General features: G+C 36.5%; 16 protein-coding genes and 2 pseudogenes. 7 read left to right on the top strand and 11 right to left on the bottom strand.

Annotated features, from left to right (window positions below):
- Together F580_RS26740 and F580_RS0121795 are read right to left on the bottom strand one after the other, a co-directional pair.
- Positions 1–194 (bottom strand): annotated as a pseudogene (locus F580_RS26740) (ISL3 family transposase); the annotation flags it as partial.
- Between the two features lie 317 nt (positions 195–511).
- Positions 512–856, bottom strand: a complete 345-nt coding sequence (locus F580_RS0121795; protein ID WP_019029885.1) for a PilZ domain-containing protein — start codon at positions 854–856, stop codon at positions 512–514.
- Between the two features lie 693 nt (positions 857–1,549).
- On the opposite strand from F580_RS0121795, the gene F580_RS0121790 reads away from it, so the two are divergent.
- Positions 1,550–2,992: a diguanylate cyclase domain-containing protein gene (locus F580_RS0121790; protein WP_019029884.1), complete on the top strand. Its 1,443-nt coding sequence runs from the start codon at positions 1,550–1,552 to the stop codon at positions 2,990–2,992.
- Between the two features lie 219 nt (positions 2,993–3,211).
- Here F580_RS0121790 and F580_RS25150 read toward each other — a convergent pair.
- The 4 genes and pseudogenes from F580_RS25150 to F580_RS0121770 all read right to left on the bottom strand — a co-directional run.
- A pseudogene (locus tag F580_RS25150) lies at positions 3,212–3,853 on the bottom strand (transposase); the annotation flags it as partial.
- Between the two features lie 199 nt (positions 3,854–4,052).
- Positions 4,053–4,928 carry a hypothetical protein gene (locus F580_RS0121780; protein WP_019029882.1) on the bottom strand — a complete coding sequence of 292 codons (876 nt, stop codon included), beginning with the start codon at positions 4,926–4,928 and terminating at the stop codon, positions 4,053–4,055.
- Positions 4,918–5,364 carry an ABA4-like family protein gene (locus F580_RS0121775; protein ID WP_019029881.1) on the bottom strand — a complete coding sequence of 149 codons (447 nt, stop codon included), beginning with the start codon at positions 5,362–5,364 and terminating at the stop codon, positions 4,918–4,920. Before F580_RS0121775 ends, F580_RS0121780 begins: the two co-directional genes overlap by 11 nt.
- 63 nt (positions 5,365–5,427) lie before the next feature.
- Positions 5,428–5,640: a hypothetical protein gene (locus tag F580_RS0121770; protein WP_157443213.1), complete on the bottom strand. Its 213-nt coding sequence runs from the start codon at positions 5,638–5,640 to the stop codon at positions 5,428–5,430.
- A 172-nt stretch (positions 5,641–5,812) separates the two neighbouring features.
- On the opposite strand from F580_RS0121770, the gene F580_RS26515 reads away from it, so the two are divergent.
- The gene (locus F580_RS26515; protein ID WP_157443212.1) at positions 5,813–5,986 is read left to right on the top strand and encodes a hypothetical protein; all 174 of its coding nucleotides are present in this window, start codon (positions 5,813–5,815) and stop codon (positions 5,984–5,986) included.
- On the opposite strand, the gene F580_RS0121765 is transcribed toward F580_RS26515, so the two are convergent.
- From F580_RS0121765 to F580_RS0121755, 3 genes are all read right to left on the bottom strand, one after another.
- On the bottom strand, positions 5,943–7,118 hold the full coding sequence (locus F580_RS0121765; RefSeq protein ID WP_019029879.1) for a helix-turn-helix domain-containing protein: 1,176 nt from the start codon (positions 7,116–7,118) through the stop codon (positions 5,943–5,945). The two genes, F580_RS26515 and F580_RS0121765, sit on opposite strands and share 44 nt — an antisense overlap.
- Positions 7,119–8,111: 993 nt before the next feature.
- On the bottom strand, positions 8,112–9,050 hold the full coding sequence (locus F580_RS0121760; RefSeq protein WP_019029878.1) for a homoserine kinase: 939 nt from the start codon (positions 9,048–9,050) through the stop codon (positions 8,112–8,114).
- A 428-nt stretch (positions 9,051–9,478) separates the two neighbouring features.
- Positions 9,479–10,120: a class I SAM-dependent methyltransferase gene (locus tag F580_RS0121755; protein WP_019029877.1), complete on the bottom strand. Its 642-nt coding sequence runs from the start codon at positions 10,118–10,120 to the stop codon at positions 9,479–9,481.
- A gap of 754 nt (positions 10,121–10,874) precedes the next feature.
- On the opposite strand from F580_RS0121755, the gene F580_RS0121750 reads away from it, so the two are divergent.
- The 4 genes from F580_RS0121750 (at position 10,875) to F580_RS0121735 (ending at position 16,535) form a co-directional block, all read left to right on the top strand.
- Positions 10,875–12,716 (top strand): PAS domain-containing sensor histidine kinase, encoded by a 1,842-nt coding sequence (locus F580_RS0121750; RefSeq protein ID WP_019029876.1) that lies wholly within the window; start codon positions 10,875–10,877, stop codon positions 12,714–12,716.
- Positions 12,706–13,041, top strand: a complete 336-nt coding sequence (locus F580_RS0121745; protein WP_019029875.1) for a response regulator — start codon at positions 12,706–12,708, stop codon at positions 13,039–13,041. Before F580_RS0121750 ends, F580_RS0121745 begins: the two co-directional genes overlap by 11 nt.
- 602 nt (positions 13,042–13,643) lie before the next feature.
- On the top strand, positions 13,644–14,819 hold the full coding sequence (locus F580_RS0121740) for a serine hydrolase domain-containing protein (protein WP_019029874.1): 1,176 nt from the start codon (positions 13,644–13,646) through the stop codon (positions 14,817–14,819).
- A 693-nt stretch (positions 14,820–15,512) separates the two neighbouring features.
- Positions 15,513–16,535 (top strand): IS110 family RNA-guided transposase, encoded by a 1,023-nt coding sequence (locus F580_RS0121735; protein WP_019029873.1) that lies wholly within the window; start codon positions 15,513–15,515, stop codon positions 16,533–16,535.
- A 323-nt stretch (positions 16,536–16,858) separates the two neighbouring features.
- Here the strand turns inward: F580_RS0121735 and F580_RS25745 are convergent, their stop codons facing one another.
- Both F580_RS25745 and F580_RS0121725 read right to left on the bottom strand, forming a co-directional pair.
- Entirely contained in the window at positions 16,859–19,327 is a 2,469-nt protein-coding gene (locus F580_RS25745; RefSeq protein WP_019029872.1) for a PQQ-dependent sugar dehydrogenase, read from the bottom strand.
- A gap of 1,334 nt (positions 19,328–20,661) precedes the next feature.
- Positions 20,662–22,353: a diguanylate cyclase gene (locus F580_RS0121725; protein WP_019029871.1), complete on the bottom strand. Its 1,692-nt coding sequence runs from the start codon at positions 22,351–22,353 to the stop codon at positions 20,662–20,664.
- Between the two features lie 796 nt (positions 22,354–23,149).
- On the opposite strand from F580_RS0121725, the gene F580_RS0121720 reads away from it, so the two are divergent.
- The gene (locus F580_RS0121720) at positions 23,150–26,482 is read left to right on the top strand and encodes a ligand-binding sensor domain-containing diguanylate cyclase (RefSeq protein WP_019029870.1); all 3,333 of its coding nucleotides are present in this window, start codon (positions 23,150–23,152) and stop codon (positions 26,480–26,482) included.
- The last annotated feature ends 155 nt before the right edge of the window (positions 26,483–26,637 follow it).

Genomic DNA, 26,637 nt, shown 5'->3' with positions numbered 1-26,637 from the left:
CCTGAAATGGGCAAATCACGCACTCTTCGACGGACATAACGGTTGATCGTTCCTGATTGATTTGTTCTTGGATCGATAGGCTTTCTACGTTTATCCCGTCGACACTGAATGACAACAGTATGCTCATTATCAAGTGTTATTGATTCAATACACTGTCCTGGAAGTTGAAAAAGTGTTGAAGAGATAGTTGGCATGACTTGATCATTATTCAATTGGGTGAAAAAATAATATTAAATCAATATGATAGATTAGCCAGAAGATACAATTATTTGCATCAAAGCGGAGAAGAGCCGAAAATATAAGGCAAATAGTTTTTGGCTAATGTCTCTAATGCGCACAGAAAAGTCATAAAAACGAAATGTTGAAACGTCAGCTATCGTATCTTTGAAGAAAGTATTGATAGGCAGGTAGAGCGGAATAGCACCGTTGCGCTAGCGACAACATCAAAATATTGAAACTAAAAAACTAACAACAACTCGGCTTTAACTGTAAAAAACTAAACCCTGCATAATTAGTGAACTTTAACACATTCAAATAGCAAGTTTTCTAACTCATCCTTATCATGGTCTTTATGGTAGTTAATACCATATTCATATTTGTCATTCATGTGTCGAATAATGCCGTGAATTTTCACCTGTAAACCTGATTTCGGCATAACGATATTAATGAGAATTTTACTGGTCGGTATATCATGTGGCATAGCGGAGTGTAATTTGATTTTGATCCCCTTATGGCTCATGTCTAACACAATACCCTCAAGAGAAATCAATTCATCTGGTGGTGGGGGTGAAATAGTAATGACAGCGTTTAAGTCCGAGGAAGTGAAGCGTGGGTATTCTCTTTTATCTACCTGCATAACAAAAGCTCCTAGCAACTTAAGTTTTCATAAAAAATTCAGACACATACACCCTATCATTTAATTTAGAACAAGATCTCTTAATTTGTCAATAAATTTAACTCTTACCGTTGCTCCCGCTCGAACTTTTTAGCTAGCTTAACATATTTAACCGTAGTAAAGCCTTGTGGTGGTGTTCCCTTCTTCTTTGCACATATTGAAGTCATGTCAATGCGACTTCGGACTGGTGGCTTAGTTCTCTATCAAGAGAAAGGCAGGTATACGTCTTCTGAACAACGCAAACAACTAAAAAGCTATAGATATTAATGTCCGCTAACGTTTCTAAACGGTTTATTTTGAGGTCGTCTTTTCATTCAGTAATAGGTCAGTTCTTTATGGCGCATTGGAGACATTAGCTATTGGCTGTTCTTTAGGTCAACTGATAGCCAAAAGCCGACATTAGATGATGGCTGGTTTTTAGGTCAACTGCTCGCTATGAGCAGACATTGATGCATAAGTTTAATTTATGAATTTTTGTTTCGTGAGTTGACGGGCATTTTAACTAAACTTGAAACAAATGGCTCAATAGCTTTTAACAAATATTCGTTAAAAAATAGCTGATAATATATCTATGACCCAACATTAATTAATATGGGTCAAACAACCTAAGTGATACTACAATCATTATATCCACTGAAATTTCAACTAAATGAGATGGCAATTTTTAAGATTATAGTTTTACTAATATTCATTAACTTTTCAGTTGTTGCTGTTGAGTTTAATGAAAAAGAGAAGCAGTGGATAGCTGAAAACCCTAACGTTACAATAGTTGGTGACCCAAACTGGCTTCCTTTTGAGGCAATAGATGATAAGGGCCGTTATATAGGGATAGTCGCTGAATACCTTGATTTGATTTCTCTTAATTCAGGGTTGACCTTTAATATTGTTCCCACTAAAACATGGAATGAGTCTATCAATCTCATGAAATCAGGTCAAATTGATATGATTTCAGAAACAAATGACTCATTGTTATCAGGTTCACTGTTATTCACTAAAAGCTATTTTTCAAATCAGATTGTCATTGCTATGTCTGAAAACTCGGTATTCGTTAACAGTATTGATGAAATAAAAAATAAAAAAATAGCACTTATAGCTAACTATGGATATACGGATAAGATTCAAAATAAATATAAAGCCATTGATTTTGTTGTTGTTGATGATATTCAACAGGGGCTGATGGCAGTTTCAATAGGTAGAGTGGATGCTTTAGTGTGCACTATTGCATTGTGTAGTTACACAATTACTGACTTGACGCTCAACAATGTAAAGGTAGTAGGGATAACCACCTTTACCACTGAATTAGCCTTTGGGGTAAACAAAGAAGCGCCCGAACTCCTCTCTATTTTAAATAAAACGATTAATAACCTGACACCTAATCAGAAAGCTAAAATTAGTAAAAAGTGGTATAAAAATGAAGTTTTACAACCAGCTGATTATACTTATTACTATAAAGTTATTGCTATCATAATTACTGTAACTGTTTTTGTACTACTTTGGGTGGTAAGTTTATTTCGTGAAATTGCTAAACGTAAGAAGTACGAAAAAGAGTTAATCGAAACATCTCAACTATTAAAGCATATGGCTTATCATGATGAGTTAACGGGTTTACCTAGTCGTCGCTTAGGGAAGGACAGATTAGAGCAAGCAATGGCATCTGTTGAACGAAATAAATTATCAATGGCGGTTATGTTTGCGGATTTAGATGGTTTTAAGTTAATTAATGATACTTTTGGGCATGATGCGGGTGATTTAGTTATAAAGGTAATAGGTCAACGTATAAAGGATATGTTAAGAAACACCGATACTGTTGCCCGTATCGGTGGTGATGAATTCATGTTCGTGCTGACCGATATTAAAGACATAAGCATTGTTGAGCGTGTGGCAGAAAAAATAATTGATACTATTTCGAAAGAGATAATACATGCCAACCAAAGCCTTTACGTTGGTGTAAGTATAGGTATTACTATATATAGCGGAGGCTCTGTTGATGCTGATGAATTAATGAAAGAAGCCGATATAGCTATGTATAAAGCTAAAACGTCAGGAAAAGGAATATTCGTATTTTATCAACCATCTCTACTTGATGATGCAGACTGAGAATTAACTTTAACTCATCAAGTTAATAAGCATAATTACTGATCTGATAAAGAGCGTGCTGGGTAAGTTAACGTTCTAATAAATAACCCTGTCAATATTTAATAACCTCCGTTTATCTCAAAAAACACTTTATAATTGAGTATTAGCCAATATCTCGAATGAGAGCAGAAAAAGCATGAAAACTAATTAGTATAACGTCAGCTCTACGCCCTGAGACCTTTAACAAGCTTTTTCTTTAAAAAGTAATGGGGAATTCCTGTCGCTCAATGCTTTTAAATACTTGGCTTCATTGTATGGCTCTTTAGTTTTCCAGCAACGATATACGATCCGTATCCACTTAAATGCGAGCGAACGCACAGCTGCCTGGTGGGTATTACCTTTTTCCCTTTGCTGCTGATAATAAATTTCCGCCCAATACGATTGTTTTATGCTTTTAGCTGCCCATTCAATGAATGACTGGCGAGTAAATTTACTACACTGATATCGCCAATGAATCCAGCTCTTTTGACCACTACGCACCGTTACGGGCGCTATCCCTGCATACATTTGAATTTCTGATGCGCTATTGAATCGACTACGGTTTTCCCCAATAGCCACTAATAGTCTAGGTGCTAAACACGGGCCAGTACCTGGTAATGATTTGTAAAGTTCTGCATCAGGCAAAGCATTAAACAACTCACTAATTTCTCTATCAAAGACCTTAATAACCTTCACAGCAACAAGCATTTGATTAGCTAATGTAACGGCAAGCAGTTGGTGCGATTCGATGACTGCGTTATCGAGAGTGAGCGGCTCTGCTTCACTAATAGATTGAATACTCTTAACGCTATATGCCGCAGTACGTCCAGGGTATGAGCCAAATTGAGGGGCTGGTTTAAGCTCATTTATGCTGCTTGTGAGATTCATCTCAGAACGCTAACTTCAGACCTTTTATTGAGACTAAAAAATCGCTTTTAAAGGACTGATTTGTGCCCAGTAGGAGACAGATAAAAGTGTCTCTTTATGATGAAATAGATTAAAGAGACAAATTAACCGATACCAATCAATACAACCCTTAATTTTATATTGAGAACACCGCTTTACCAGCCAAAGCCCAATCAAAAAATACCGCGCTCATTACCACTAATATTACCGTTGAAAGTGAAACAATAATTTTAGGTGAATACTTGAATTTATCTAGAAATAAACCCATTAAAGGTAATATTTGCATCATGTGAGTCGCGATAAAATGAGGAATACGTAAGTCACCTACTTCACGCGACCAACCGACAAGAGGAACTTTTGCGTTACTAACTGCCTCCCCCACTAAATGAGAGTTTGCGGGTGCATTTGCCATCGTCATGGCATAGATTAATGTCAATACCGAACCAATGACTAGCCCCAATATAGATCCGAGTCGTAACCCTGAATTATCCTTATTACCGTACTTCCAGATTAATAAACCTAAAACAAATGAAACTAAAATAAGATTTATCGCACCTATTCCCATTAGATTATACATTAAAACCTCAAAATCCGTTTCATCATTATAATGAGATTGTCGCCCCCTGGCTGCTTGAATGCTGATGTAAATCTGTTCAAAGAGCATAGATACTACCGCAAGATAAGCAAAAAATGTCAGCAGCATGCCTGTGCGTCGACTACGGTCAAGTTGCTGAGCCAGTAGTGCTAAGGTAAGAAAATGTATAGCCAAAGACAAGCTGAACTTTATTGGTTTCGCCCATATTGGTGCGGTATTCAGTAGTCGGGCATCGACATAATAGGCGGGTAACATGACCAATGTTACCGCGAGCAAAAATAAGAAGCACATCGCCAGCAACCGCGTAATATAATCGTTATCCAATCGTAAGTTTAATGAAAAAATCAAACCTGGATAGTGTTTTTCTTGGTAATTAAAGCGGTGATTAAAAGGGTAATTAAACATTTTACCTAGCATAGTTATGCTCCTCGGTTTGTGTAAATACTGTGCGCATAAACAAAAATAGCACTAGCCCTATGGGGCCAAATATATAGGTAGCGATCAAAATAGGGGCCTGAAGGAGACGAGATATACCGATCTTATCGGCTTTGCGTGCAATCCAGGCTCCAATAAATAAGTCAAATGCTAAATAGTGAACCCAACCTGCCAATAATATATGATCACTTTCGAACAACATTCGAACATCTTCAAGTGAGCTAAAGCCACCATTACTGTTAGAATAATGGGCTAACATCAATCCGGCATAAAGCAATCCAATCCCTAAAGGGATCAGGTATTGTGGAATAAAAAAGAGTGCTTTTATACGAGGGAGAAATATCAAAATTAACCACCCATAAGAAGCGGCTTGCCCTGCCCAACTAAATAACTGTTCTGGTGTTACTACCATATCCATAACTTTTCTTTCCTCATAAAAATCTACCTTTTATAAATTTAGGTTTGAATTAATTGCTAGGATTTAATCACGCTGAATGACTTGATTCGTCTGGATTGAACGACTCGGACGTACAATTCGGACGATTCGCACTTGGGTTAGCGCTTGGTAATCATCAAGAATTTTATAAATGGTACTTAACTGCCATTGAGTAATAGCGCTTAATTGTTTTAACGGTTTGTTGACTTGCTTATTGAGTATCATGCAATGCTTAGTAGATAATATGTTGTTTAACAATTGCGCCGCTTATGTTTTTTTATTCTGGTACTGATAAATCTTGGCAAGTGCATATATGCCTAAAATACTTACTGTAGAAAACTGTCCTTCATAAGTTATCGCTAACCAATAAAAATATACTTACGCTGACCATTAAGTTTAATTTACGTATTAAAAGAGACTTCGGCTTGATATGAATAATCTTGCAAATAGGCAACCAACCTTAGGTAATAATGCACCTGCTCTGTGTTTAGGTATAGATTTAGGTTTATTGGATGTGCAATTCGGGCGAATCGCACTTAGTGCAAAAGTAAAAATAAGTATTATTGAACTAATTGCTGTCGATATTGGCTGGGAGTCAGTTTAACAAACTGTTTAAAAACGGCATTAAAGGTACTTTTTGATGAAAAACCTGCTGACATGGCAAGATCGAGGATTTTAATTTCCGTATCAGATTTCAGCTGTTCGCAAACAAAATCAATCCGGTACTTGTTTACAAATTGGTAGAAATTTTTGCCCTCATGCTGATTCAATACTTCAGATAAATGATGGGTACTGATACCCACAGTTTCAGCTAAACTGGTTAGTGTTAACTGATTATCCAGATAAGATTCATGCTCTTGCATATGTTGCCTAACGACCTTTAACAAACTGCTTCTGATATCGAGATCTAAAGCGCCTGAATTGTTAGTTGCAATGGTGGTACTTTTCTTAGTTTCATTACTCGCAACCTTCTCTGTTAGAGTGGTTTCGGCAGGATCAGCGTCATTAGAGTTAGAAGCACCCATTTTCAATTGCGCAATTTTGAATAATAGCGGGTTTCGCCACTGCGCCAATGCAATGCTGCAAATCAAAACAATAATAAGGGCATCCCCCATGGCGATAAAGATATATTGATATTCAGTTACTACCGACATGGATTTTAACGTCCAAATCACTAAATCAAGAATTAATATCTTCCAAAGCCAAGTGAACATATCAGGATTGAAGTTTGATAATGTTTGTTTAGCTTGAACTTGATATCGCCTGACCATGACAATACTCAAACCTAAATAAACAAAAGCTTGTAACGTCAGAATAACTTGACCTATTAATATCAGAGTTACATTTTCTGGCCCGTGCATAATAGCATCGAGCTTCACTTCAGGTGAAGACAAATACAACTCAATATTGAGCACATAACACATTAAAAAAGGTAGGAAATGCCAGAGGTCTTTTAGTGCAAAGGGACAGTTAATAATAGCATGTCGGCAATATAGGTATAAAAAGGCACCATAACTGGCAGGTAAAAACATATGAAGGCCAATCAAAGATGAAAAAACATTTAATTCTCCATTCAAATATATAAATGGCCCTAAAAAGCTTAAGCCCAGAAACAGACACCATATTCCCAAAATACGATTGGAAGTGGATATTTGAGAGCCAAATATTAATAAGCCAGCAAGTAAAAGTCCCTGAAAGGCTCCTATAACATACAAGTATTGCATTAAAATTGACATAAACTACCTTTAACAAAAACTAATATAAAGCCACTGATGATAGTGTTAAGTATTTGACATCTGGTTAACGAGGAAGAGCTTCTAATGATATTCACTGCGCTCACAACAAAAACACTTCGACATGGGAGATTCTACGCCCATGAAAACATCAGTTATTACTTTTTAATTGCAAAGCAATTAATCTTTATTAGATAAACAACATAAAAATTTATATCATAATATGATTAATTCAAAAGTAAGTCTCGTTAACTTTGATAAAATATTTAAATTTTTCATGATTACTAAGGGGTTATAAATATCTTCAATAAATCTCAAATGGATATTAAAATATTATTGATAAGGTCATTGAAGATAATTGGACTAGTTAATTTGGCCACCTACTTAGAGATGTTATTATGCATCTCATAATTTTAGCCTGCTACAAATAGCCGCTTAATACGGCGTTACGGGACGTATGCTTTCTCATATTCATCTAGCTTTGCAAAACATCTTTGAAAGTCTGTAATTGGGCAAAAAGCCGTCCTTCGAGGCGGCTTTTTAGTATCTGACGAATGTCGACAATGTTGGCATTTTTGCCAGTCAGGTTATTCGACTCATTGGTAAGATTTATAGTCAAACAATACGTTTTTATATCTGTGGGGAACGTCCGCTTTCGTATCTAAGTGAACATAAATAGGGCTAATTTTGAGGACTAATTTAGGTCAACAATGTGATAGCTAATGACCTTAGATGAATGAGTTTTTATAAGTTTGTCCTCACTGTTAATTGGCAACTAAAACTGAATCACTATTTGTGATTCGCTAGTTGATATTATCTACTCGGGTGACTTGATTCATATTGAGTTGTAGGGAAATATGATTGGATCAATCTTACTTGCCAATATGCGCTAAAGTGGATCACTTTAGCGTGCCATTCAACATTCACTGCAATAAATGGGGCTAAGTGGAGCACTTTTGGATGCAAATTAACACTCTAAGCCTTTGACTGTTGGTTTTATTTAAATATACCATTCAAAAATTTGGCTTTCGATATAGCACTGACATCTTCTGAAACCTGCACCATTTTCCAATGGTGGTCTGCTTTATCTTTGCTCGGCATTTCGATGTTGTACTTATTAAAGCGCCAATAGGATGTTGCTGTTGCCGCGTATCGTACAAACATTTGTAAGCTATCCTTTTCTATATCCTCTAATGGCCTAACTTGTTGATAACCACTAACTAATGCACTCGCTTTATCAAAATTAATACTAGTGTCATTTAAGCAGGAGCCGACAATGGCCATACCTAATTCAAAGACATTGTAGTAATAACACGCTTCTTCAAAATCTATAATTGCCTTAAAGTTTCCATTCTCAAACAACAAGTTGTCATTAAATAAATCACCATGGATCAAGCCTAGGGGTAATCTGTCTGATATATTGTTGTCCAGATAAGTTACTTCTTTTGCTAACCAAACTTCATATTTTTCATCAATATTGAGTCCAATCACTTTCGAGAAAAGTTGGCTTCCGTAGGGGTGATTAGTGGGTAAATAAGTAGGTGCCGAAATTTGATTCAATCTAGCTGCTTGCATACCAACTTGCGTTAACATGGTTTCATTTAAACTATCGAGAACTTGCCCTTCAATATAAGCTTTAAGCATCACAGGTTTGTCACTATGAGTTGTCAGAATCTCGCTATTTACAGTTGATATTAAACGTGTACAGGGAACATCATGCTCTTCAAGTAACAGTAATAACTGCCCCATTTTAAATACTTCGTCATAAACTTTATCATCACAGACCGTGAGCACATAGGTACTTGTTTCAGTCTTCATTAAGTGACTAGAATTACCGTTACCACCTTCCATAGGCTCAAATTCAGCAACCGTTAGCTGATAATTATCCGCTAGTTTTTGGATTTCTTGTTGATTTAATTGTGTATATGTTGCCATTTTTTGTGTATCGCATTTTCAAGTAGATTTAAAGAATGTAGAGTGTTTATGAACACAACTATGGTGTTGAATACTTTGCTGTATAAGTGAATCATTTACTTCAGAGCTGGATTTTACAAGATTTGGCTCATAGTTAAAACCAATAAACAACATGTCTCGAATGGCTGGCTCTGTTGGACTATGTGGCACACTTTTGTATGCAAATTAACAACCTGAGTTATATTTTCATTTTAATATCTAGCTTTCTTTGAATCCAAAGCCCGTAAGGGGCTTTTTGTTGGATCTAAGTTGAAGCCAATTGTTCATTTGCATCAATATTTACTGCAATTAATTGGTCTAAATGGGTCACTTTTGGATGCAAATTAACACTTTTAATCAATGACCAACGAAAAACAGCTTTTGGAATACTTGATAAGTTTGAGTGTCTGTTAATTAGTTTTCTCTTCCCGTTGGCTGATAACAGCTAACCAAGGTTGTTGTTCACGAGGTTCGCCAGCGGGTCGATAATAATGATTAAGCACTTTAAAGCCAGCTTGCGCTAAATAATATTCGAAAACCTCTAACTCCATATAATGACCATAACGCTGACCAGACCAACCTTCTTGATTACCTCTAGGGTTAGACGAAAATAAAATACCCTTGGGTTGTAAACTGTGGTGTAACACTTTTAAAACACTGACCAATTCCTGACTAGGAATATGAAACAGAGAAGCATTGGCAAAAATCCCATCAAACTTATGAGCTTTAAGGTCTAAATGCAAAAATTGTTGGTTGAGTGTATTACAGTTGCTGTACTTTTTAGCCATCAAACAAAAGGCTTTACTCCCATCTAAACCGATGGGGTTATGACCCATTAATTTAAACGTCATTAAGTCTCTGCCAGGTCCACAACCAAAATCTAAAATATTAAGCGGCTTTGTTACGGGAAGCGCTGCAATAAAAGCCTCGATATTCTGAGTGACGTCATGGTCGCGAGTCCCCTCCCAAAACGACAGTGCATTCTGTTCATAATGGTCGAGTGTTTCAGATTCAATTCGATCGAGCACAGATTGAGGTTGTTGTTTTTTCATAGCTGTTTTTTCAATTATTCAGTATTCATAAATCATTAAACACAATACTTGGTTCTGTTTATAGAAAATAGTCGGCTTCTAATTCTTTCAGAAAAACTGCATGGACCATTTGAATCACAGCTCATAACGGCCCGTGGGCTACTTCAATTCTTTGTAAAACCACAATACATGATATTATTGTTAAAATACAAGTTTTAGCCGTTATGACCGACTGTAATGAGCGAACAACTACCCCTCAAGCACCTTCTGATTGTAATCACTTTATTCTCTAAAGCTGACGTTCAAATTTGCTACTCTAACGGTAACTAATAGCAAATTGCGGACATTAAGCCTTTGCAAATTCAGGAGCATATTTAGGGCAATATTAGCCAAAATTTTCTGCTCACTTGTGGGCTGTTTTAAGCTCATTGCTGCCGTTGGGATTCTATTTCTGTAAGTTAATTACTGCTACATCACTATTTTTTTTGATATTAAAAAGCAGCCAATAAAGGCACTTATGTGCCAAAAACGGTCTGTTATCAGGCTTTAGTCTATAGATATGCATGAACGACTTTATTTTATGCCTAATAACAAATTTTAAGTCTTTAGACACATTTCATGTTGGACAAGGCTCTATTTGCATCATAGGATAAATGTTTTAGTTATTTAATAAATAGGACTTATCACTTGATTACGTAGCTATTACACTTTTGTTACGACTTGATTGCATAAGCTACTATTTCTAATTTTATTTTAGGTTTATAAGAAAATAATAATGACAACAAAAAACAATATAGACGTATATAAGCGCTTTTATACTTTATCTAATGAAATGTTTTGTATTGTAAATTCCGAAGGTAGCTTTATTGATGTAAATAATTCATTCAGCCACAACCTAGGTTTTAATAACGATGAATTAGAATCATCTGCTTTTATTGATTATATTCACCCTGATGATCTAGAGAAAACAAATAAAGAATTAATAAAATTAAAATCAGGAAGTAAAGTTTTTAATTTTGTAAGTCGATTTAAATGTAAGAATAGAACATATAAAACATTGTCTTGGAATGCTGTTCTGGATAATACTACAGGGTATTTTTATACTTCAGTTCAAGATATTACTGAACAAGTAAACATTAAGAATGAGCTGAAACAATTAAAGTCTGCAATTCAAAAAGAGACTATTTATGCCGAGACTGATTTAAAAGGAAATATCACTAAAGTAAATAAAAAATTCTGCGAAATTTCTGGTTATTTAAAGGATGAGTTAATTGGGCAGAATCATAGAATAGTTAATTCCGACTTTCACCCGAAAGAATTTTTTGAAAAATTATGGCTAACGATTTCATCTGGTAATGTGTGGTCAGGGCTTATCCAAAATAATAAAAAAAATGGGGATCACTACTTTGTTCAAAGTATTCTAATTCCAATAGTAGATCATAACGATAAAATCATTAAATATATAGCTACTCGTCAAGATATTACCAACCAAATAAATACAGATTTAATTTATCAAAAAACATTAAGTATTTTAACTGAAACAAGCTCTCTTGGTAAAATTGGTGGCTGGGAGATGAATGTTTCGACAGGTGAATTACTGTGGACTGACGAAACTTTTAAAATTTTAGATGTTAAACAAAAATCAGGCCTAAGCCCTATTCTACCAGAAGGATTACAGTTATTTATTGATAAGGATGTGCCAATTATAACTGAAGCCGTTAGTAGAGCTATAGAGTTTGGCGAACCCTATAGTTTAGAACTACAAGCTTGTACACCAAAAGGTGAAATAAAGTGGATATATACCAATGGGAAGGCACATTACAAAGATGGTAAAATTGAAACTATTTCCGGCATTATTCAAGATATTCATGAAACTAAATTAGCGAAAATAAAATTGGACCAATCCCAACAAAAAAGTATTCATAATGCTAAGTTTGCCGCGCTCGGTGAGTTATCAGCAAGTATTGCCCATGAAATTAACAATCCTTTAGGTGTTATATCTGGTTATGCTGAATTAATACAAATGCAAAGCTCAAACTCAGATAACCAACTGACTTCTCAAACAAACACCATATTAAAGTCTTGTGATAAAATAGCCCATATTGTTAAGAGCTTAAAAAAATTCTCTCGAAATTATGAGGCTGAACCGAAACAAATTCATTCCATTAAAAATATTATCAATGAAGCCATTAGTCTTACCAGACCTAAAATAAAGCAAAATATGATTCGCTTAAACACTGGCAGTATTGAAGATGTTAATATTTTATGTAATGAAATAGAAATAGAACAAATTTTTGTTAACTTAATTAATAACGCTGTAGAAGCCATTAATGACCTTGATGATAAATGGATTAAGTTATCTGTTGAATGCATGGGGGACGCTTTACTTTTACGTATTACAGATTCAGGAAAAGGCATACCTGAAGAAAAACAACTACAGATATTTGAACCGTTTTATACTTCAAAAAGTAAACTTGGCGGTACAGGGTTAGGTTTATCTATTGTTAAAGAAATTTTAACTGAACATAATGCTGATATTCGAATAAACAACACCGTTAAAGGGACTTGTTTTGAGATTATCTTTCCAAAATACACAAAGGAAGTTCATGGCTGTTAACGTAGTTTATATAGATGATGATGAAGATTTATGTTACTTGTTTAAAGCGTATTTAAATTCTGATTTAATTAATATAGAAGTATTTTCAGAAGAAGATAAAGCCATTCAATATTGTAACCAGGAACAACCGGATATTATTTTTATAGATTATCGCCTTAAATCGAAAACAGGATTAGAGGTTTCAAACGAGATTAAAATTAATACGTTAAGGATTTTGGTTACAGGTGAATTTGGTATTGATGTAGGTTCAAGTTTTAATGAAATAATAGAAAAGCCATATAAACTTGCGGATATAAGAGAGTTTATCCTTGATACAGAAAAATAAGTTTAAACTTATTTTTGTGGATGATGATATTGAATTATTAAGTTCGATATTAGAAACTAAAGACAACGTCAACTCTAAGTCGAATAAACTGTCTATTTGATTTAAAGTTTCTATGACCGCTTTGGTGGCATTTTTGCCAGTCAGGTTATTCGATTAATTGGTAATATTTATAGTCAAACAATGCATATTTATATCTGTGGGGAACGTCCGGTTTCGTATCCTTGCTGACGTTAGCTGCTGATTATTCTTTGGGTCAACAAATAGCCAAAATCGGACGTTAAGCTTTATGAAGCCACAATCATATTTATGGTAATATTCACCTTAATTTTCTACCCTCTTGTGAGGCAACTGTATAGCGCATTGCGGACGGTCGGGTTTTAACCATAGAGGTCAGCTGCTGTCAAACGGCTGACCTTGCTCCACAATACAAAAAGGACGGCAATTACTTTTTTGGTGTATTTATCAATATTATCAATAACTTAATTAAAGCCACATAAGCCAATAATACACTTTTGATACGATTTTTAGACGCTTTCTAACCCTAATATACTTTTGCTGTGATATCTTTTTTGCAATCAAATAATCACGGAAAGACAAAGAGTATGTTTAATTCAATCAAATCAGCATTAATTATAAGTTCTCTCACTTTGGCAATAACCGCCTGCGGTGGAGGTGGCTCAAAGGCTACAAGTAACGAAAATCAAACACCCGTAGTGTTTGATTATCAAGCATTGATCGACCAGACAATATCAGATGTTATTCCTGGCATAGTACTTTTGGTTGAAACCCCAGAGCGCAAGTTTCTAGGCAGTAGCGGACTGGCAGATATTGACTCTCACCTGCCGATGCAAGTTGATCATATTATGCCCAATGGCAGTGCCGGTAAAAAAGCAACGGCCTTGTTGACGGTCATATTGGCCGAAGAAGGCCTGTTAAGTTTGGATGACCTTATCAGTAACTGGTTACCAGAGCAGTTGCTATCACAAATCCCTTTCAGTGAACAAATGACCATACGTCAGTTATTAAATCATAGCGCAGGGGTTTACGATTACCTTGATGACGATACCATTGCAGACTTTTTCGCGGCAATACAAGCCGATCCAGAGTCATTAAAAACGGATGCTTTTGCACTACAATTTGCGCTTAATCAGCCGGCCTACTTTGAACCAGGCGAGGGTTGGGAATATTCAAATACTGGCTATTTACTGGTTGGTCTGGTGCTAGATGAAATACTAGGCGAGCATCATTCAATAGCCATGCGCAATCGAGTTTTTGACCCTCTAGCAATGCACTCGACCCATTTTGGCGGTGTAGAAAAAGAGCAAGGTGACATTATATCTGGTTATTACCATGATATTGATGGTGATTTTACTAGTGAAGCAGGCAAAGTGATCAATACCAAATCTTGGTATGAAAACATTGGCGTAGCCGATGCCCCCATGGTGGCAAGTGTTGAAGATATGGCATTACTTTTACGCAGCATTGTAAGTGACGACAGTAATATCAGTCAGGATATAAGAACCATTATGATGGCTGAAGATAACTTGCAATATATCGATGGAGAGGAAAGCTACGCGTTAGGCCTGTTCAAAACAAGTATAGCGGGCAATGTTGTCTATGAGCATGGTGGATTAGAGGCTGGGTATTCAACTTTTAACCTTTATATTCCGGCAATAAATACCAGTATTACCGCCTTTGCTAACTGTGGCGGATCGGATCCTTGTGAAGAGCAATTTGATGATTTAATCAAGCAGGTACTGATCGAGGAATTATTGTAAAATTTATACTCCCAGTATCGGGTTAAACGGGTACTGGGAGATAATTCATCAGGCTGAGAATAAAACTGATATTTTTTTATTTCTGATGACTCTTATCTATAAAAATATTGACATTTAATGTCGGCCTTGTCGAATCACTTGTCGCTAGGTAAGACAAGCCTTACGTCCGCTATCGTATCAAAGCGGTCTGAATCACAAATAATAATCACCTCAATTAATGGTAACTAAGAGCTTGCAGCGGTCATAGATGTTGTTCTCGTTCTATATCTGTATTTTGCTTTTTTGAACATTAAATTAGTCTCAAAACCGAGTTTATTAACGTCCGCTATGCCAATAATTTTGAATTCAGCTGTCGACTTGCTTAGGTCGACTAACTGGTGTTCAGTTGACCTCAACGAACACTCAAAATTTCAAAACCTTACTTCTCCTATGCGCACCAAGTTGTCGTTAGGATATTTCTGAAATATTGAGTTTCTAAAGTAAAACTTAAAATGTATGTACCGGACTTCTCAAAGGGCAGTAGCTACCACAAAGCCGACCTAATTTAGACATGAGTTTATCTTAAAAAATAGCCAGCTTCGCCACCCAAAGCGGTCATTGTCATTTTTAGAGTATTATTCCTAAGGCGCTAATGAGATGGTCCGCCTCACCTAATCTACACTTAGGGCAGACTATTAAACGAGGATAACCATCATGTCTACTATTCATATTCTTGGAATCGATATAGGAAAATCTACCTTTCACCTGGTTGGCCATGATTCATCTGGCCGAGAAGTTTGTCGTAAGAAATTAAGCCGTCCTAAAATAATTCAGTTTCTCGCTAAGGCAGAAAGTACAACTGTTGCGATGGAGTCTTGTGGTGGCTCTCATTGGTTAGCAAGAAAGTGCAAAGAGTTTGGGCATAAAGCACTGCTAATCCCACCGCAGTACGTTAGACCTTATGTTAAAACAAACAAAAACGATTTCATTGATGCTGACGCCATAGCTGAAGCATCGACGCGGCCATCTATGCGCTTTGTCAGCGTTAAAACTGAAGCATCTCAAGTAATATCTGTCATTCAACGAATACGTTCAAGCTATTTAAAAGACAGAACAGCATGTATGTCTCGAATCGGATCAATGTTATTAGAGTTTGGAATGGCTTTCCCAAATTCGCATTCCAAGATGAAAACATTATTCCAATGGCTGGCTGAACATGGCGAGCCAATACCACCGATGTTGCTTTTAGAATTAAGAGACCACCATGACTATTACTTGAAGCTAAATCAGCTTATTTTGACACAAGATAAAAAACTCAAAGATATAGTGCTCAATGATGAATTAGCTCAACTACTCAAAACAATTCCGGGGGTGGGAGACCTAACAGCTAGTCGTTGCCTATCTGATATAAGTAACGCTAGTGATTTTAAAAATGGAAGACACTTGGCTGCATGGATTGGTTTGGTTCCCCGCCAACACTCTACAGGAGGGCAAACCAAACTACTGGGTATAAGTAAACGAGGGAATAAAGGACTACGAGAGTTATTCATTCACGGTGCAAGAGCTGTTCTTGTAAGGCCAGAGAAAGCTGTAGCGAGCTTTGGGAATTGGATATTAGAATTATTATCACGAAAACCATACAACGTTGTAGTTGTCGCATTAGCGAATAAACTAGCACGTATAGCATGGTCAATATTTTCAACCAAACAAGTATTCGAAGTTAGAGTGCAAGCCTGATTTGCAAATAATGATAAAGATGAAACAACGGTTAGACCACTGGATTTAAGACCTGTGGGGCGATTCAGCAACTTTTTAAGAATGCTTTGGCGCTTTTGAGGACAATCTAGCGCGGATCTCATCGTGGAGCTGGAGCCTAATATATTGGTAATGCAAAAAGACTCCGAATACATTAGCGCAAACCAACTACGTTATCGATATTATTACTTGCAATATCGAGGCGGACCATACATAACGCCCCCGTTAACGAGATAGAACTATAAATTGGTGGCCAGAATTATTTAACCACTACAATGACGATTGTTGATAATTGACCTTATTCATCAACAATCGTTATGAATTTTTGTTTGAAGTAAGAGGGTACCTTTTCTAATTCTTTGCTTTTTCTTATACATCAATATGGCAGAGAACATCAAAATTAATGTAAAAAGTGCTATAAATGGGTATTTAAGGCCGTAAATAGCAGGCCAGAGAAACCCTCTTATTATGTGTTTCAGCCAAGCTTTATCCGCTATGTAATAAGCAATAGGTGGAGAATACCTGTAATACCCATTAACTAAATACCTCCCTGCTTTATTAGTTATTAAGTATTGATCTCGAAATTCTCGTAAGACTTTAACCTCAGGAGCTAAATCACTACCAAACGCAGCTGTTGCAATAAAACAGCCAGACGAAGTGTTAGATACAGGAGGTGGGGGGGCAGGTACATCATTTACCGTAATAGTCACTTCACTAGTTGTAAAAAGATGACCATCGTTCACGGTCACTTCAAACGTTAATGTGGTGGTTGAATTTACGTTCGGAGCAGTGAAACTTGGTGTTGCACTGGTATTATCATTTAATGATACTGAAGTGCCTGAACTTTGCCGCCATTCAAAATTAATTGTATCACCATCGGGATCATTACTTAGCGATGCATTTAAGGTAACTTGCGTGGCTTCATTCACCGTTTGTTCTTCTCCTGCATCAGCTGTGGGGGAATTATTGGGTATAAGTGTTATTTTATAGACGTTACCACTTGTACCTGAAGGAACTCCATTTGTATTGGCTAGAACGTATAACTCTCCTTGGCTATCTTGTGCAAAACCAAGCACAGCTCCTACGTTTAGCTCATCAGCATCCTGAAATTCAGACATTGTACCTTCGTTATTAATATAAAATAATCGACCGTTGTAATCTCCAAAGACGTAGTTGCCTTGCATTTCATTATAAGTTGACCCTCGATAAACAAAGCCGCCAATAATGGCTACACCTTCATCATGATCATATTCAATTATTGGATCTACTGTATTCATGCTATCTAATTGTTGATAAACATAACCATCTTCGTTGCCATTGGCAAAGAAACCAAAACTGCCTTCTCTAATGTTCCAACCATAATTGGCGCCAGAAATGATAATGTTTATTTCTTCAATATCATTTTGTCCGACATCGGCGGCATATAAAATACCTGTTTGTTGGTCAAATGAAAGCCTGTAAGGGTTACGCAAACCATAGGAAAAAATTTCATCAAGCCCTGCTTGGTCAACAAAGGGATTTGAAGCAGGGATACCGTAACGACCATTAACACTATTATTACCTAAAGGGTCGATACGAATAACAGTACCTAAAATATTATCCTTATTTTGGCCATTTCCCATCTCACCGTGTCCAACCATGGCTTGATCAATAAATATTTGACCATCCATATCGTCAGCCCCTCCACCATCACCTATGGCAACATATAGCAGATCATTTGTATCAAAAGCGATAGCCCCACCATTATGGTTAAATTGCGGTTCATCTATCCTCAATATTTCACGCGCTGAATTGACATCAAAAATGATACCAGCACTTCCGCCTAATGTTGCTTGCCATTCAGTTAATACTCCTTGATGATTTGCCGTGAATCCGTCAGGCATCGTGGTAAAATCAGCTGCTTCATTAGGTTGTGAACTATAAGTATAGAGCTTATTGTTACTGGCAAATTGTGGATGAAAGGCTATACCCAATAATCCTCGCTCATCAAAACCACCAAATTCAGGAATACCGATATCAACGAGCAAAGATGATAAGTCAGCAACAACCACTTTATTACCCGTAGTTAGTTCAATTGACCAAATAATGCCAATTTGATCAATAATATACATATAATCAGTGACTGTTGGTGCCGCTACTCCCCATAATGGCGCTGTTAAACCTTGTGATAACAATTCTAATTTTAGTTTTAGGCCACCACTAAAAATGGGTAACGTTAGCGGATTTGTTAATTTAACGGGGTCTTCTGAAGGAGGTGCTTCTGTCATTGCCGTAAAACTAAAATCATCAAATACAGCATAGACTGAAGTCATGTTTACTAATTCCATACGAGTTATGCCAACAGTAGATACAATTGCTATTTCTTGCCATGATGTTGTTGCACTGTAGCTATCAACTAAATTTTCATTAATATCATAGATATTCACTTCCGCCCCAACAGCACCTGACTGTGCTTTAAGAAAAACATTGATCGAGGCGGCAGCTGTTTCAAAGGTTATTGTCGCGGTGTCGTTTTGAACCATAAAAGCTTGCGAACCGCTATGGTACAAAGAAGCAATACCTGCAAATTTAGCTTCCCCATTGGTAAAAGCAACTGTTTTAGGTGAATTGCCCAATGTAAATGAACCACTAGTATTAGTGGTTTCAAAGCTTGTTGATACATCTGTAGCAAAGCTGTTTGGTATAAGTAAAAAGAAAAAAACAAGAAAATAGAATGCGTTAGTAACAATTTCATTTATATGGAGTTTATATGTGCCTAATACTAAATATTTCATAGTGAACTCCTAAAAAATTTATATAGTAGATAAGTAGCAGACCGTATTCTTTATGATTAAATTTCAAACAATATTGTTTTTATGAATCAATGTGAAAAACATTGTGATGTAGTTATTCACTTTGCTTGAAAAGCTGACATGTTATTCATCACTAAATAAGTAACTAGTAATGCCTTTTTAGTGAAAAAAGTTAGCATTCTGAGATGGTATACCACTGGTAGCAATGAGCTTGAAGGAGACCTTAGGATTAACGAGTTACTAGTGTCTATATAGCGCACAAAGCCGTCCTCTTGAGACGGCTTTTAATACCTGATAAAAGTCAGCCATTTGGTACTTTCTGGCCTTAACACCTCATTTTAAAAAATTAGTGAATTCCGAATGAAACAGTAATGTTGTTAAGGGCTTCTTGGTGGTAGAAGTGAACATAAACCGACTACCCCCCAGGCTGTTTAATTTTTGGCACTAATCCTACCCTAGTGCCAATGTTCCCTTAGTGGTAAAAGTTGACTCCCAGATACCATTAGATAATCTGTAGTTCAGAAAGTGTTTTCAAAAATCATTCATCGCCATAATATGGTTCAACAGGACTATCTAACTTTCAGTCATTTAGGAATACTGTTTTTTTAGACATTTTCATTCGTTCCCATAATAAATTTTCATCAGTTAATGCAATGAAAGATTTTTGGTAATAATAAGCTCGTAGGTTTAAGTAGGGTTACATATAGGATATTTTCGAACTAGGTTAGGGGGGAGGGGCGAAGCACAGTTAATCTGCCTCCTTATTTGAAGGATCATATTTTTCTGAATTACAAACTTTTTAGTGAAGTCGGGTTAATGTCTCTCCTAATACTCACTCTCCTTTGGAATGTAGTGGCTTATTTGATTTGGCCCTTTAGCTAAAGACATTATCAATTAAAAAATACAAAGCTGTGGTCAATATTAGTTAGCCACAACAATGTTCATAAAGCGGACGCTCGGTGGTTACAGGTTTATTTTTTTATCTAGAAGTTAATTATTGCGTCCATTGCAAACGCTGTCAGGCCGTTGAGTGCCAAAATCGGTTATTCAGTTAGTATTCTGTATTTTTAAATTGTTCTACTAAGCAGACGTTGGTCTTTGCGACCACAATGGTAACTTTGAGCATAGGGAGGAAACAAATTTTTGTGAAGCCATAATAATATATAAAGTCATATTACCGTGATTTTATGCTCGCTTGTGAGTCAGGTTTAAGCTACATAGCTGCCGTTAATCCAGCCCTATGCGTTATTACAGAAGAGAGTCTTAGAATAAGTTCAAGCAAGTTTTTTACCTGTTTCCTCAGTATTAATTTATTTCTATAATTTATTATCCTGTTTGTATTTATACATCCGTTGATCGGCTAATGATAAACACTCAGATTGATTTAAAGTTTCAAAACTTGTCGCAATGCCAAAGCTAAGGCCTGCAGATTCCCATCCTGTTTTCTGTAGCTCTTGTTCAGCCTTTTTTATAACATCAGATAATTGGATTATTAGTGATCCTGCTTCTTTCTCTACCTTAATACTGACAACTAAGATAAATTCATCACCACCACAACGAAATATTGACCCGAATCCCAGTAGTTTTTTTTGCATTATATTTGCTACCGCAATTAGAAATTTATCACCTACATCATGTCCGTGTTCATCATTAATTTTTTTAAAATCATCAATATCAATGAAAGTGAGGCAGTAGTGCCCTGATAAATTAGCTAGCATTTCATTTTGAGCAAACCGATTACCAATCTGAGTTAATGGGTCAATACGAGAAGTATTATAGCTACGATTGAATTCTTTTTGCTGTATTTGCAACCACTCAGAAAGGGAAAGAAGAATGCAAATACAATCAACGGTTAATGCTACTAGAACAATAAGTTCGGGAGACATATCCCAGTCAAGTTTATAAACATGAGATAAAACATATACCGCTAAAGCTAAACCGTATAAAAAGTTACCTGTAAGGTAATATTTAGCTCTGAAGTCCTTTTTGGTGAGCATGAAAACACCTACACCTATACAGAGAGGAATCCAGGTTATCGCTATGATATGCGATACTAGATAGCTCAGAGTAAAAGGTAAAAAAGGCATTAGAAGGCCTAAAAACAAGCTCACTATTGACAATAAGTTAAATGTTTTAGCCAATTTAATATGGTCTTCCTGACAATTAAATAGCAATTTAGTGAACTGGCTGGCGGAAGCTATAGCAAATGGAAAAATTAAGATGCCGCCATAAACAGGATTAAGAGCCTGCACTGTAAATAAATGGCCTAAGCTTCCTGATGCAGCAAACCAACCTAAGCCATGTAAACCAATATAACCAGCACAGGCCAATGTAACTAAATATTTGGTTCTTATGTAAATAAAGAAGGCGATTAAGGCTAACGTCATCATTACTGTAAAAGACATTGTAGTGACACTATTGATGAAGAACTGCTTACTATAGAATTCTGTTTTACTGTAAATCTTTATGACAGCAGGTGTTGCGAACATTTTGGCTTGAACATAAATCCAAAGCGTACCGCTTTCTTTATCGATTAACGGAAGAGAAAAAACTTGAGAATGGGCCAGCTTTGGGTTTTTACTTTCAACCTGACCAAATTGCTCTAACAGAATAGGTTTACCGTGAACAGGTTGCCAATACGCAGTCCCTATATCTAAGTAGTTCATATGAATATTTACAAACCAATTATTCTTTTTGTCTTCTATATTGATTAAATCTATTTTTGTGACATAAGCACCACTTCCTCCTAAAGTAGATGTGACTCGATTGGCGTGTTGATACAGTAGGCTTAAGTCTGAAAAATTAGGGGGGGTATCTAAAGATTTAGTCTTGAACCAGAGGTTATGTTCATTTAGTTCAATTTTATTGAAATTACCTAATTTGATATAAGGTTGTGCACTTACCGAAATGGAAGCGACTGAACAAATTAAAAGGGCTAAGAATGCAGTATATTTTGTCAGAGTGTTAACATACCTTAGGATGCTAATGCATTTTTGATAGTAATACATAAATTTCACCCCCTTATAATTAGTTAAAACACTTTACTGCATTTTATGAAATAAAACATCGATATATAACAATGAAATGTAAAGTAAATTCCATTGTTGCTATTAATATTCGTACCAATAGAGCCCTTGATTTTGAATTGTTTCAGTTAATAAACTTAGTGTACTTTGTTGAAAAAGTTGTCGCTTGGATTTAAAGTCCTTATAGCCATTTTGTTGGCTTTGTTGGCTTAGTTGTCTGTCATGATAAAGGCTGACCTATGTCTTCTGCGCTCTAAACAACCAACAATACTCTTAACGTTAATTCTGAACATTTGCTATTAGTGAAGTAAGCTAAAACGACTGCTATGCGGTATAATTAAATAATAATTAGAAGATGCTTGAGTGGTTGAACTCACAGCTCAATACGGCCAGTTGATGTCCTAAAGTGCCTTTGATACTTGGCTTATAACTGCGAAACAAAATCTGAAGCGTCCCTGTGTCTCCTTTGGGAACTTACTCCTGACCTTAGCATAATTTTTGCTTATGTCTCCAAAGTGGTAGCTACTGCCTTTTGAGAAGTCCGGTAGATACATTTTAAGTTTTTCTTAAGAAATTCAATACTTTAAAAACATCCTAACGACAAGTTGGTGCGCAAAGCTGACGGTAACAGGTAACTATGCCTAGCGTCCGCTTCAAGCTGCCGTTCATATATGGTTTTTTTAATGAAAATCAAACTGTAAGCTGATAAAAGTCTAACTTTCTTTATCCATAAATTAAACTAAACTTTAGAAATATTCACTTTTTAAGTAAAATTCAATTGCCGAAAAAAATAAAAATAAAAATACAATTTACCTTACCTTTTATAACGTTGTTTCTTGTAACGATATTCTTTTCTTCAAGCGCTTTGTCTTTTGATGGCAAGCCATCTATTCGCTTTAATCACCTAACCAATGAAGATGGCTTACCTCAAAATTCGGTACAATCAACACTGCAAGATAGCACAGGTTTTTTATGGATTGGCACAGAAGAAGGGCTGGTTCGATATGATGGCTATAGCCTAAAAGTATTTAAACATGAGCCTAGTAATAGTTATTCACTGTCTGATAATTACATTTTCAGCCTTATTGAAGACAGTCAAGGCAACCTTTGGGTGGGATCTCGTGGTGGTCTTAATCATTTTAATCCCAAAACACAGCAGTTTACCCAGTACCGTCATCAGGCAGGTGATGCCAATAGTTTAAGTGATGATTCTGTCCGAAGCATTTTAAAAAATAGCCAAGGCAATCTTTGGGTGGGAACCCGTGGTGGTCTTAATCATTTTAATCCTAAAACCCAGCAGTTTACCCATTACCGTCATCAGGCTAATGACCTTAACAGTTTAAGTCATGACGATGTCTATAGTCTTCTTGAGGATAGCCAAGGCAATATTTGGGTGGGAACCGTTGGTGGTCTTAATCATTTTAATCCCAAAACACAGCAGTTTACCCATTATCGTCATCAGCCAGGTGATGCCAATGGCTTAAGTCATGATACTGTCTTTAGTCTTCTTGAGGATAGCCAAGGCAATCTTTGGGTGGGAACCCGTGGCGGTCTTAATCATTTCAATCCCAAAACACAGCAGTTTACCCATTACCGCCATCAGCCAGGTGATGCCAATAGTTTAAGTCATGACACAGTCAAGAGTCTTCTTGAGGATAGCCAAGGTAATCTTTGGGTGGGAACCGTTGGTGGTCTTAATCATTTTAATCCCAAAACCCAGCAGTTTACCCATTACCGTCATCAGGCAGGTGATGCAAATAGTTTAAGTAATGACTATGTCTTTAGTCTTCTTGAGGATAGCCAAGGCAATCTTTGGGTGGGAACTGGTGGTGGCGGTCTTAATCATTTTAATCCCAAAATACAGCAGTTTACCCAGTACCGTCATCAGGCAGGTGATGCCAACAGTTTAAGTGATGATTATGTCCGAAGCATTTTAGAAAATAGCCAAGGCAATCTTTGGGTGGGAACCCGTGGGGGTCTTAATCATTTTAATCCTAAAACCCAGCAGTTTACCCATTACCGTCATCAGGCAGGTGATGCCAACAGTTTAAGTGATGATTATGTCCGAAGCCTTTTAGAAAATAGCCAAGGCAATCTTTGGGTGGGAACATGGGGTGGCGGTCTTAATCATTTCAACCCCAAAACCCAGCAGTTTACCCAGTACCGTCATCAGCCAGGTGATGCCAATAGTTTAAGTCATGACTATGTCTCTAGTCTTCTTGAGGATAGCCAAGGCAATCTTTGGGTGGGAACCTATGGTGGTCTTAATCATTTCAATCCCAAAACCCAGCAGTTTACCCATTACCGTCATCAGCCAGGTGATGCCAATAGTTTAAGTCATGACTATGTCTCTAGTCTTCTTGAAGATAGCCAAGGCAATCTTTGGGTGGGAACCTATAGTGGTCTTAATCATTTCAATCCCAAAACCCAGCAGTTTACCCAGTACCGTCATCAGGCAGGTGATCCAAATAGTTTAAGTCATGACGATGTCTTTAGTCTTCTTGAGGATAGCCAAGGCAATCTTTGGGTGGGAACTCGTGGTGGTCTTAACCTTTTTAATAACAAAACAGCAACGTTTAAACGGTTCACAATAATAAATGGCCTACCCAATAATGTTATTTACGCTATAGAAGAAGATAAACAAGGCAATATCTGGTTAAGTACCAATCAGGGGTTGTCACGCATGACACCAAAAGCTGAAACGTTTAGAAATTATGATGTTGGCGATGGCCTGCAAAGTAATGAATTTAACAGGAGAGCTTCTTTTAAAAGCAAAAGCGGAGAACTGTTTTTTGGCGGCATTAATGGCTTTAATCGTTTTACTCCTGAAAGTATTATCGATGATAAACAAGTCCCCATTGTATTGATAACTGATATGTTTTTATTAAATGAATCAGTGCCAATAGTGCCATTAATATCTAGTCACAGCCCAATCTTAGAACAAAACACTGAGACTAACTCATTAACGGTCTCTTCATCCAGCAATGCAGTTGATGAGGTGGCAGGTTTTAGTCTCAATCAAGTAATTCACCAAACTAAAGCGATAACATTAACCTATAAAGACAATATTGTTGCCTTTGAATTTTCAGCGTTACATTTTTCTAATCCAACAAAAAATAAATTTGCTTATCAATTGGTCGGTTGGGATAAGGATTGGGTAAGTACCGACTACAAAAACCGAAGAGCTACCTATACTAATCTGCCTAACGGGGATTATACCTTCAGAGTAAAAGCGAGCAATGCTGACGGTTATTGGAATGAAGATGGAGCATCATTAAACATTACTGTATTGCCTCCGCCATGGAAAACATGGTGGGCATATACTTTATATGGATTGTTTTTACTGAGCTTAACTTTTGCATTTATACAGTCGCAAAGAAAGAAGGTGATTGTTGAACGAGCAATTAATGAGCAATTGGAGTATAAAGTTGCAGAGAGAACGGCAGAATTGGAGAAAGTTAGTCTTACAGATCAATTAACTGGTGCCCATAATCGACGTTTTTTTCATAAACACATAGGTAAAGAGATCGCACAAATAAAAAGAGCTTATTTTAAACCCAAAGAAGGTACACCGCCAAAAATTGGTTTCATCATGCTTGATATGGATCATTTCAAGCAAGTAAACGATGTTCACGGACACGATGCAGGCGATAAAGTTTTAGTACAGTTAGTTAAAATAATCACTGATACATCTAGAGAGTCTGATCAGGTTGTTCGCTGGGGCGGAGAGGAGTTTGTTGTGATTGCAAATGCTGTTAGTTTGCAAGAGATACAAAACTTAGCAGAAAGAATAAGAATTAATATAGAGGCACATTCATTTGATATTGGTAACGGAAAAACATTAAATAAAACATGTTCTATTGGTATTTCTAGTTATCCCTTTATTGAAAAAAAACCAGAAGCTCTTAGTTGGGAGCAAACCTTGAATATTGCAGATACAGCCCTTTATGCTGTTAAAAATAATGGTAGAAATGCATGGATTAGTTTGTTTGAAAAAGATATCACTAATGTTGATCAGCTTATTGAAGTAACTAACTCAATTGAGTCTCTAATAAAAAACGCCCACTTATCTTATGAGACCTCATTGCAGAAAGAAGTAGATTGGAGCTGAGATAATTTAAAGGCTATTTAGGTACTAATAGTTCTATAACTTAAATCCAGAGAATGACATCTTTTGCTCTAAATAGCTCCCCCCATTGTTCTGAACGTCAGCTCTGGAGGCGAAGATTATTAATGACTAATACGCTAACGCTCTATCGTTATTAG

Origin of the sequence: Colwellia piezophila ATCC BAA-637 (genome assembly GCF_000378625.1) — a bacterium.
Taxonomy (GTDB): Bacteria; Pseudomonadota; Gammaproteobacteria; order Enterobacterales; family Alteromonadaceae; genus Colwellia; species Colwellia piezophila.
This window is presented reverse-complemented; position numbering and strand designations above follow the sequence as displayed.

Excerpts from the sequence above, each read along its gene's own strand:
- F580_RS0121735 (WP_019029873.1), top strand. The coding sequence starts at position 15,513 with ATGTCTACTATTCATATTCTTGGAATCGATATAGGAAAATCTACCTTT.
- F580_RS0121795 (WP_019029885.1), bottom strand. The coding sequence starts at position 856 with ATGCAGGTAGATAAAAGAGAATACCCACGCTTCACTTCCTCGGACTTA.
- F580_RS0121725 (WP_019029871.1), bottom strand. The coding sequence starts at position 22,353 with ATGTATTACTATCAAAAATGCATTAGCATCCTAAGGTATGTTAACACT.
- F580_RS26515 (WP_157443212.1), top strand. The coding sequence starts at position 5,813 with ATGAATAATCTTGCAAATAGGCAACCAACCTTAGGTAATAATGCACCT.
- F580_RS0121790 (WP_019029884.1), top strand. The coding sequence starts at position 1,550 with ATGGCAATTTTTAAGATTATAGTTTTACTAATATTCATTAACTTTTCA.
- F580_RS0121740 (WP_019029874.1), top strand. The coding sequence starts at position 13,644 with ATGTTTAATTCAATCAAATCAGCATTAATTATAAGTTCTCTCACTTTG.
- F580_RS0121755 (WP_019029877.1), bottom strand. The coding sequence starts at position 10,120 with ATGAAAAAACAACAACCTCAATCTGTGCTCGATCGAATTGAATCTGAA.
- F580_RS0121745 (WP_019029875.1), top strand. The coding sequence starts at position 12,706 with ATGGCTGTTAACGTAGTTTATATAGATGATGATGAAGATTTATGTTAC.
- F580_RS0121775 (WP_019029881.1), bottom strand. The coding sequence starts at position 5,364 with ATGGATATGGTAGTAACACCAGAACAGTTATTTAGTTGGGCAGGGCAA.
- F580_RS0121765 (WP_019029879.1), bottom strand. The coding sequence starts at position 7,118 with ATGTCAATTTTAATGCAATACTTGTATGTTATAGGAGCCTTTCAGGGA.
- F580_RS0121760 (WP_019029878.1), bottom strand. The coding sequence starts at position 9,050 with ATGGCAACATATACACAATTAAATCAACAAGAAATCCAAAAACTAGCG.
- F580_RS0121780 (WP_019029882.1), bottom strand. The coding sequence starts at position 4,928 with ATGCTAGGTAAAATGTTTAATTACCCTTTTAATCACCGCTTTAATTAC.
- F580_RS0121750 (WP_019029876.1), top strand. The coding sequence starts at position 10,875 with ATGACAACAAAAAACAATATAGACGTATATAAGCGCTTTTATACTTTA.
- F580_RS25745 (WP_019029872.1), bottom strand. The coding sequence starts at position 19,327 with ATGAAATATTTAGTATTAGGCACATATAAACTCCATATAAATGAAATT.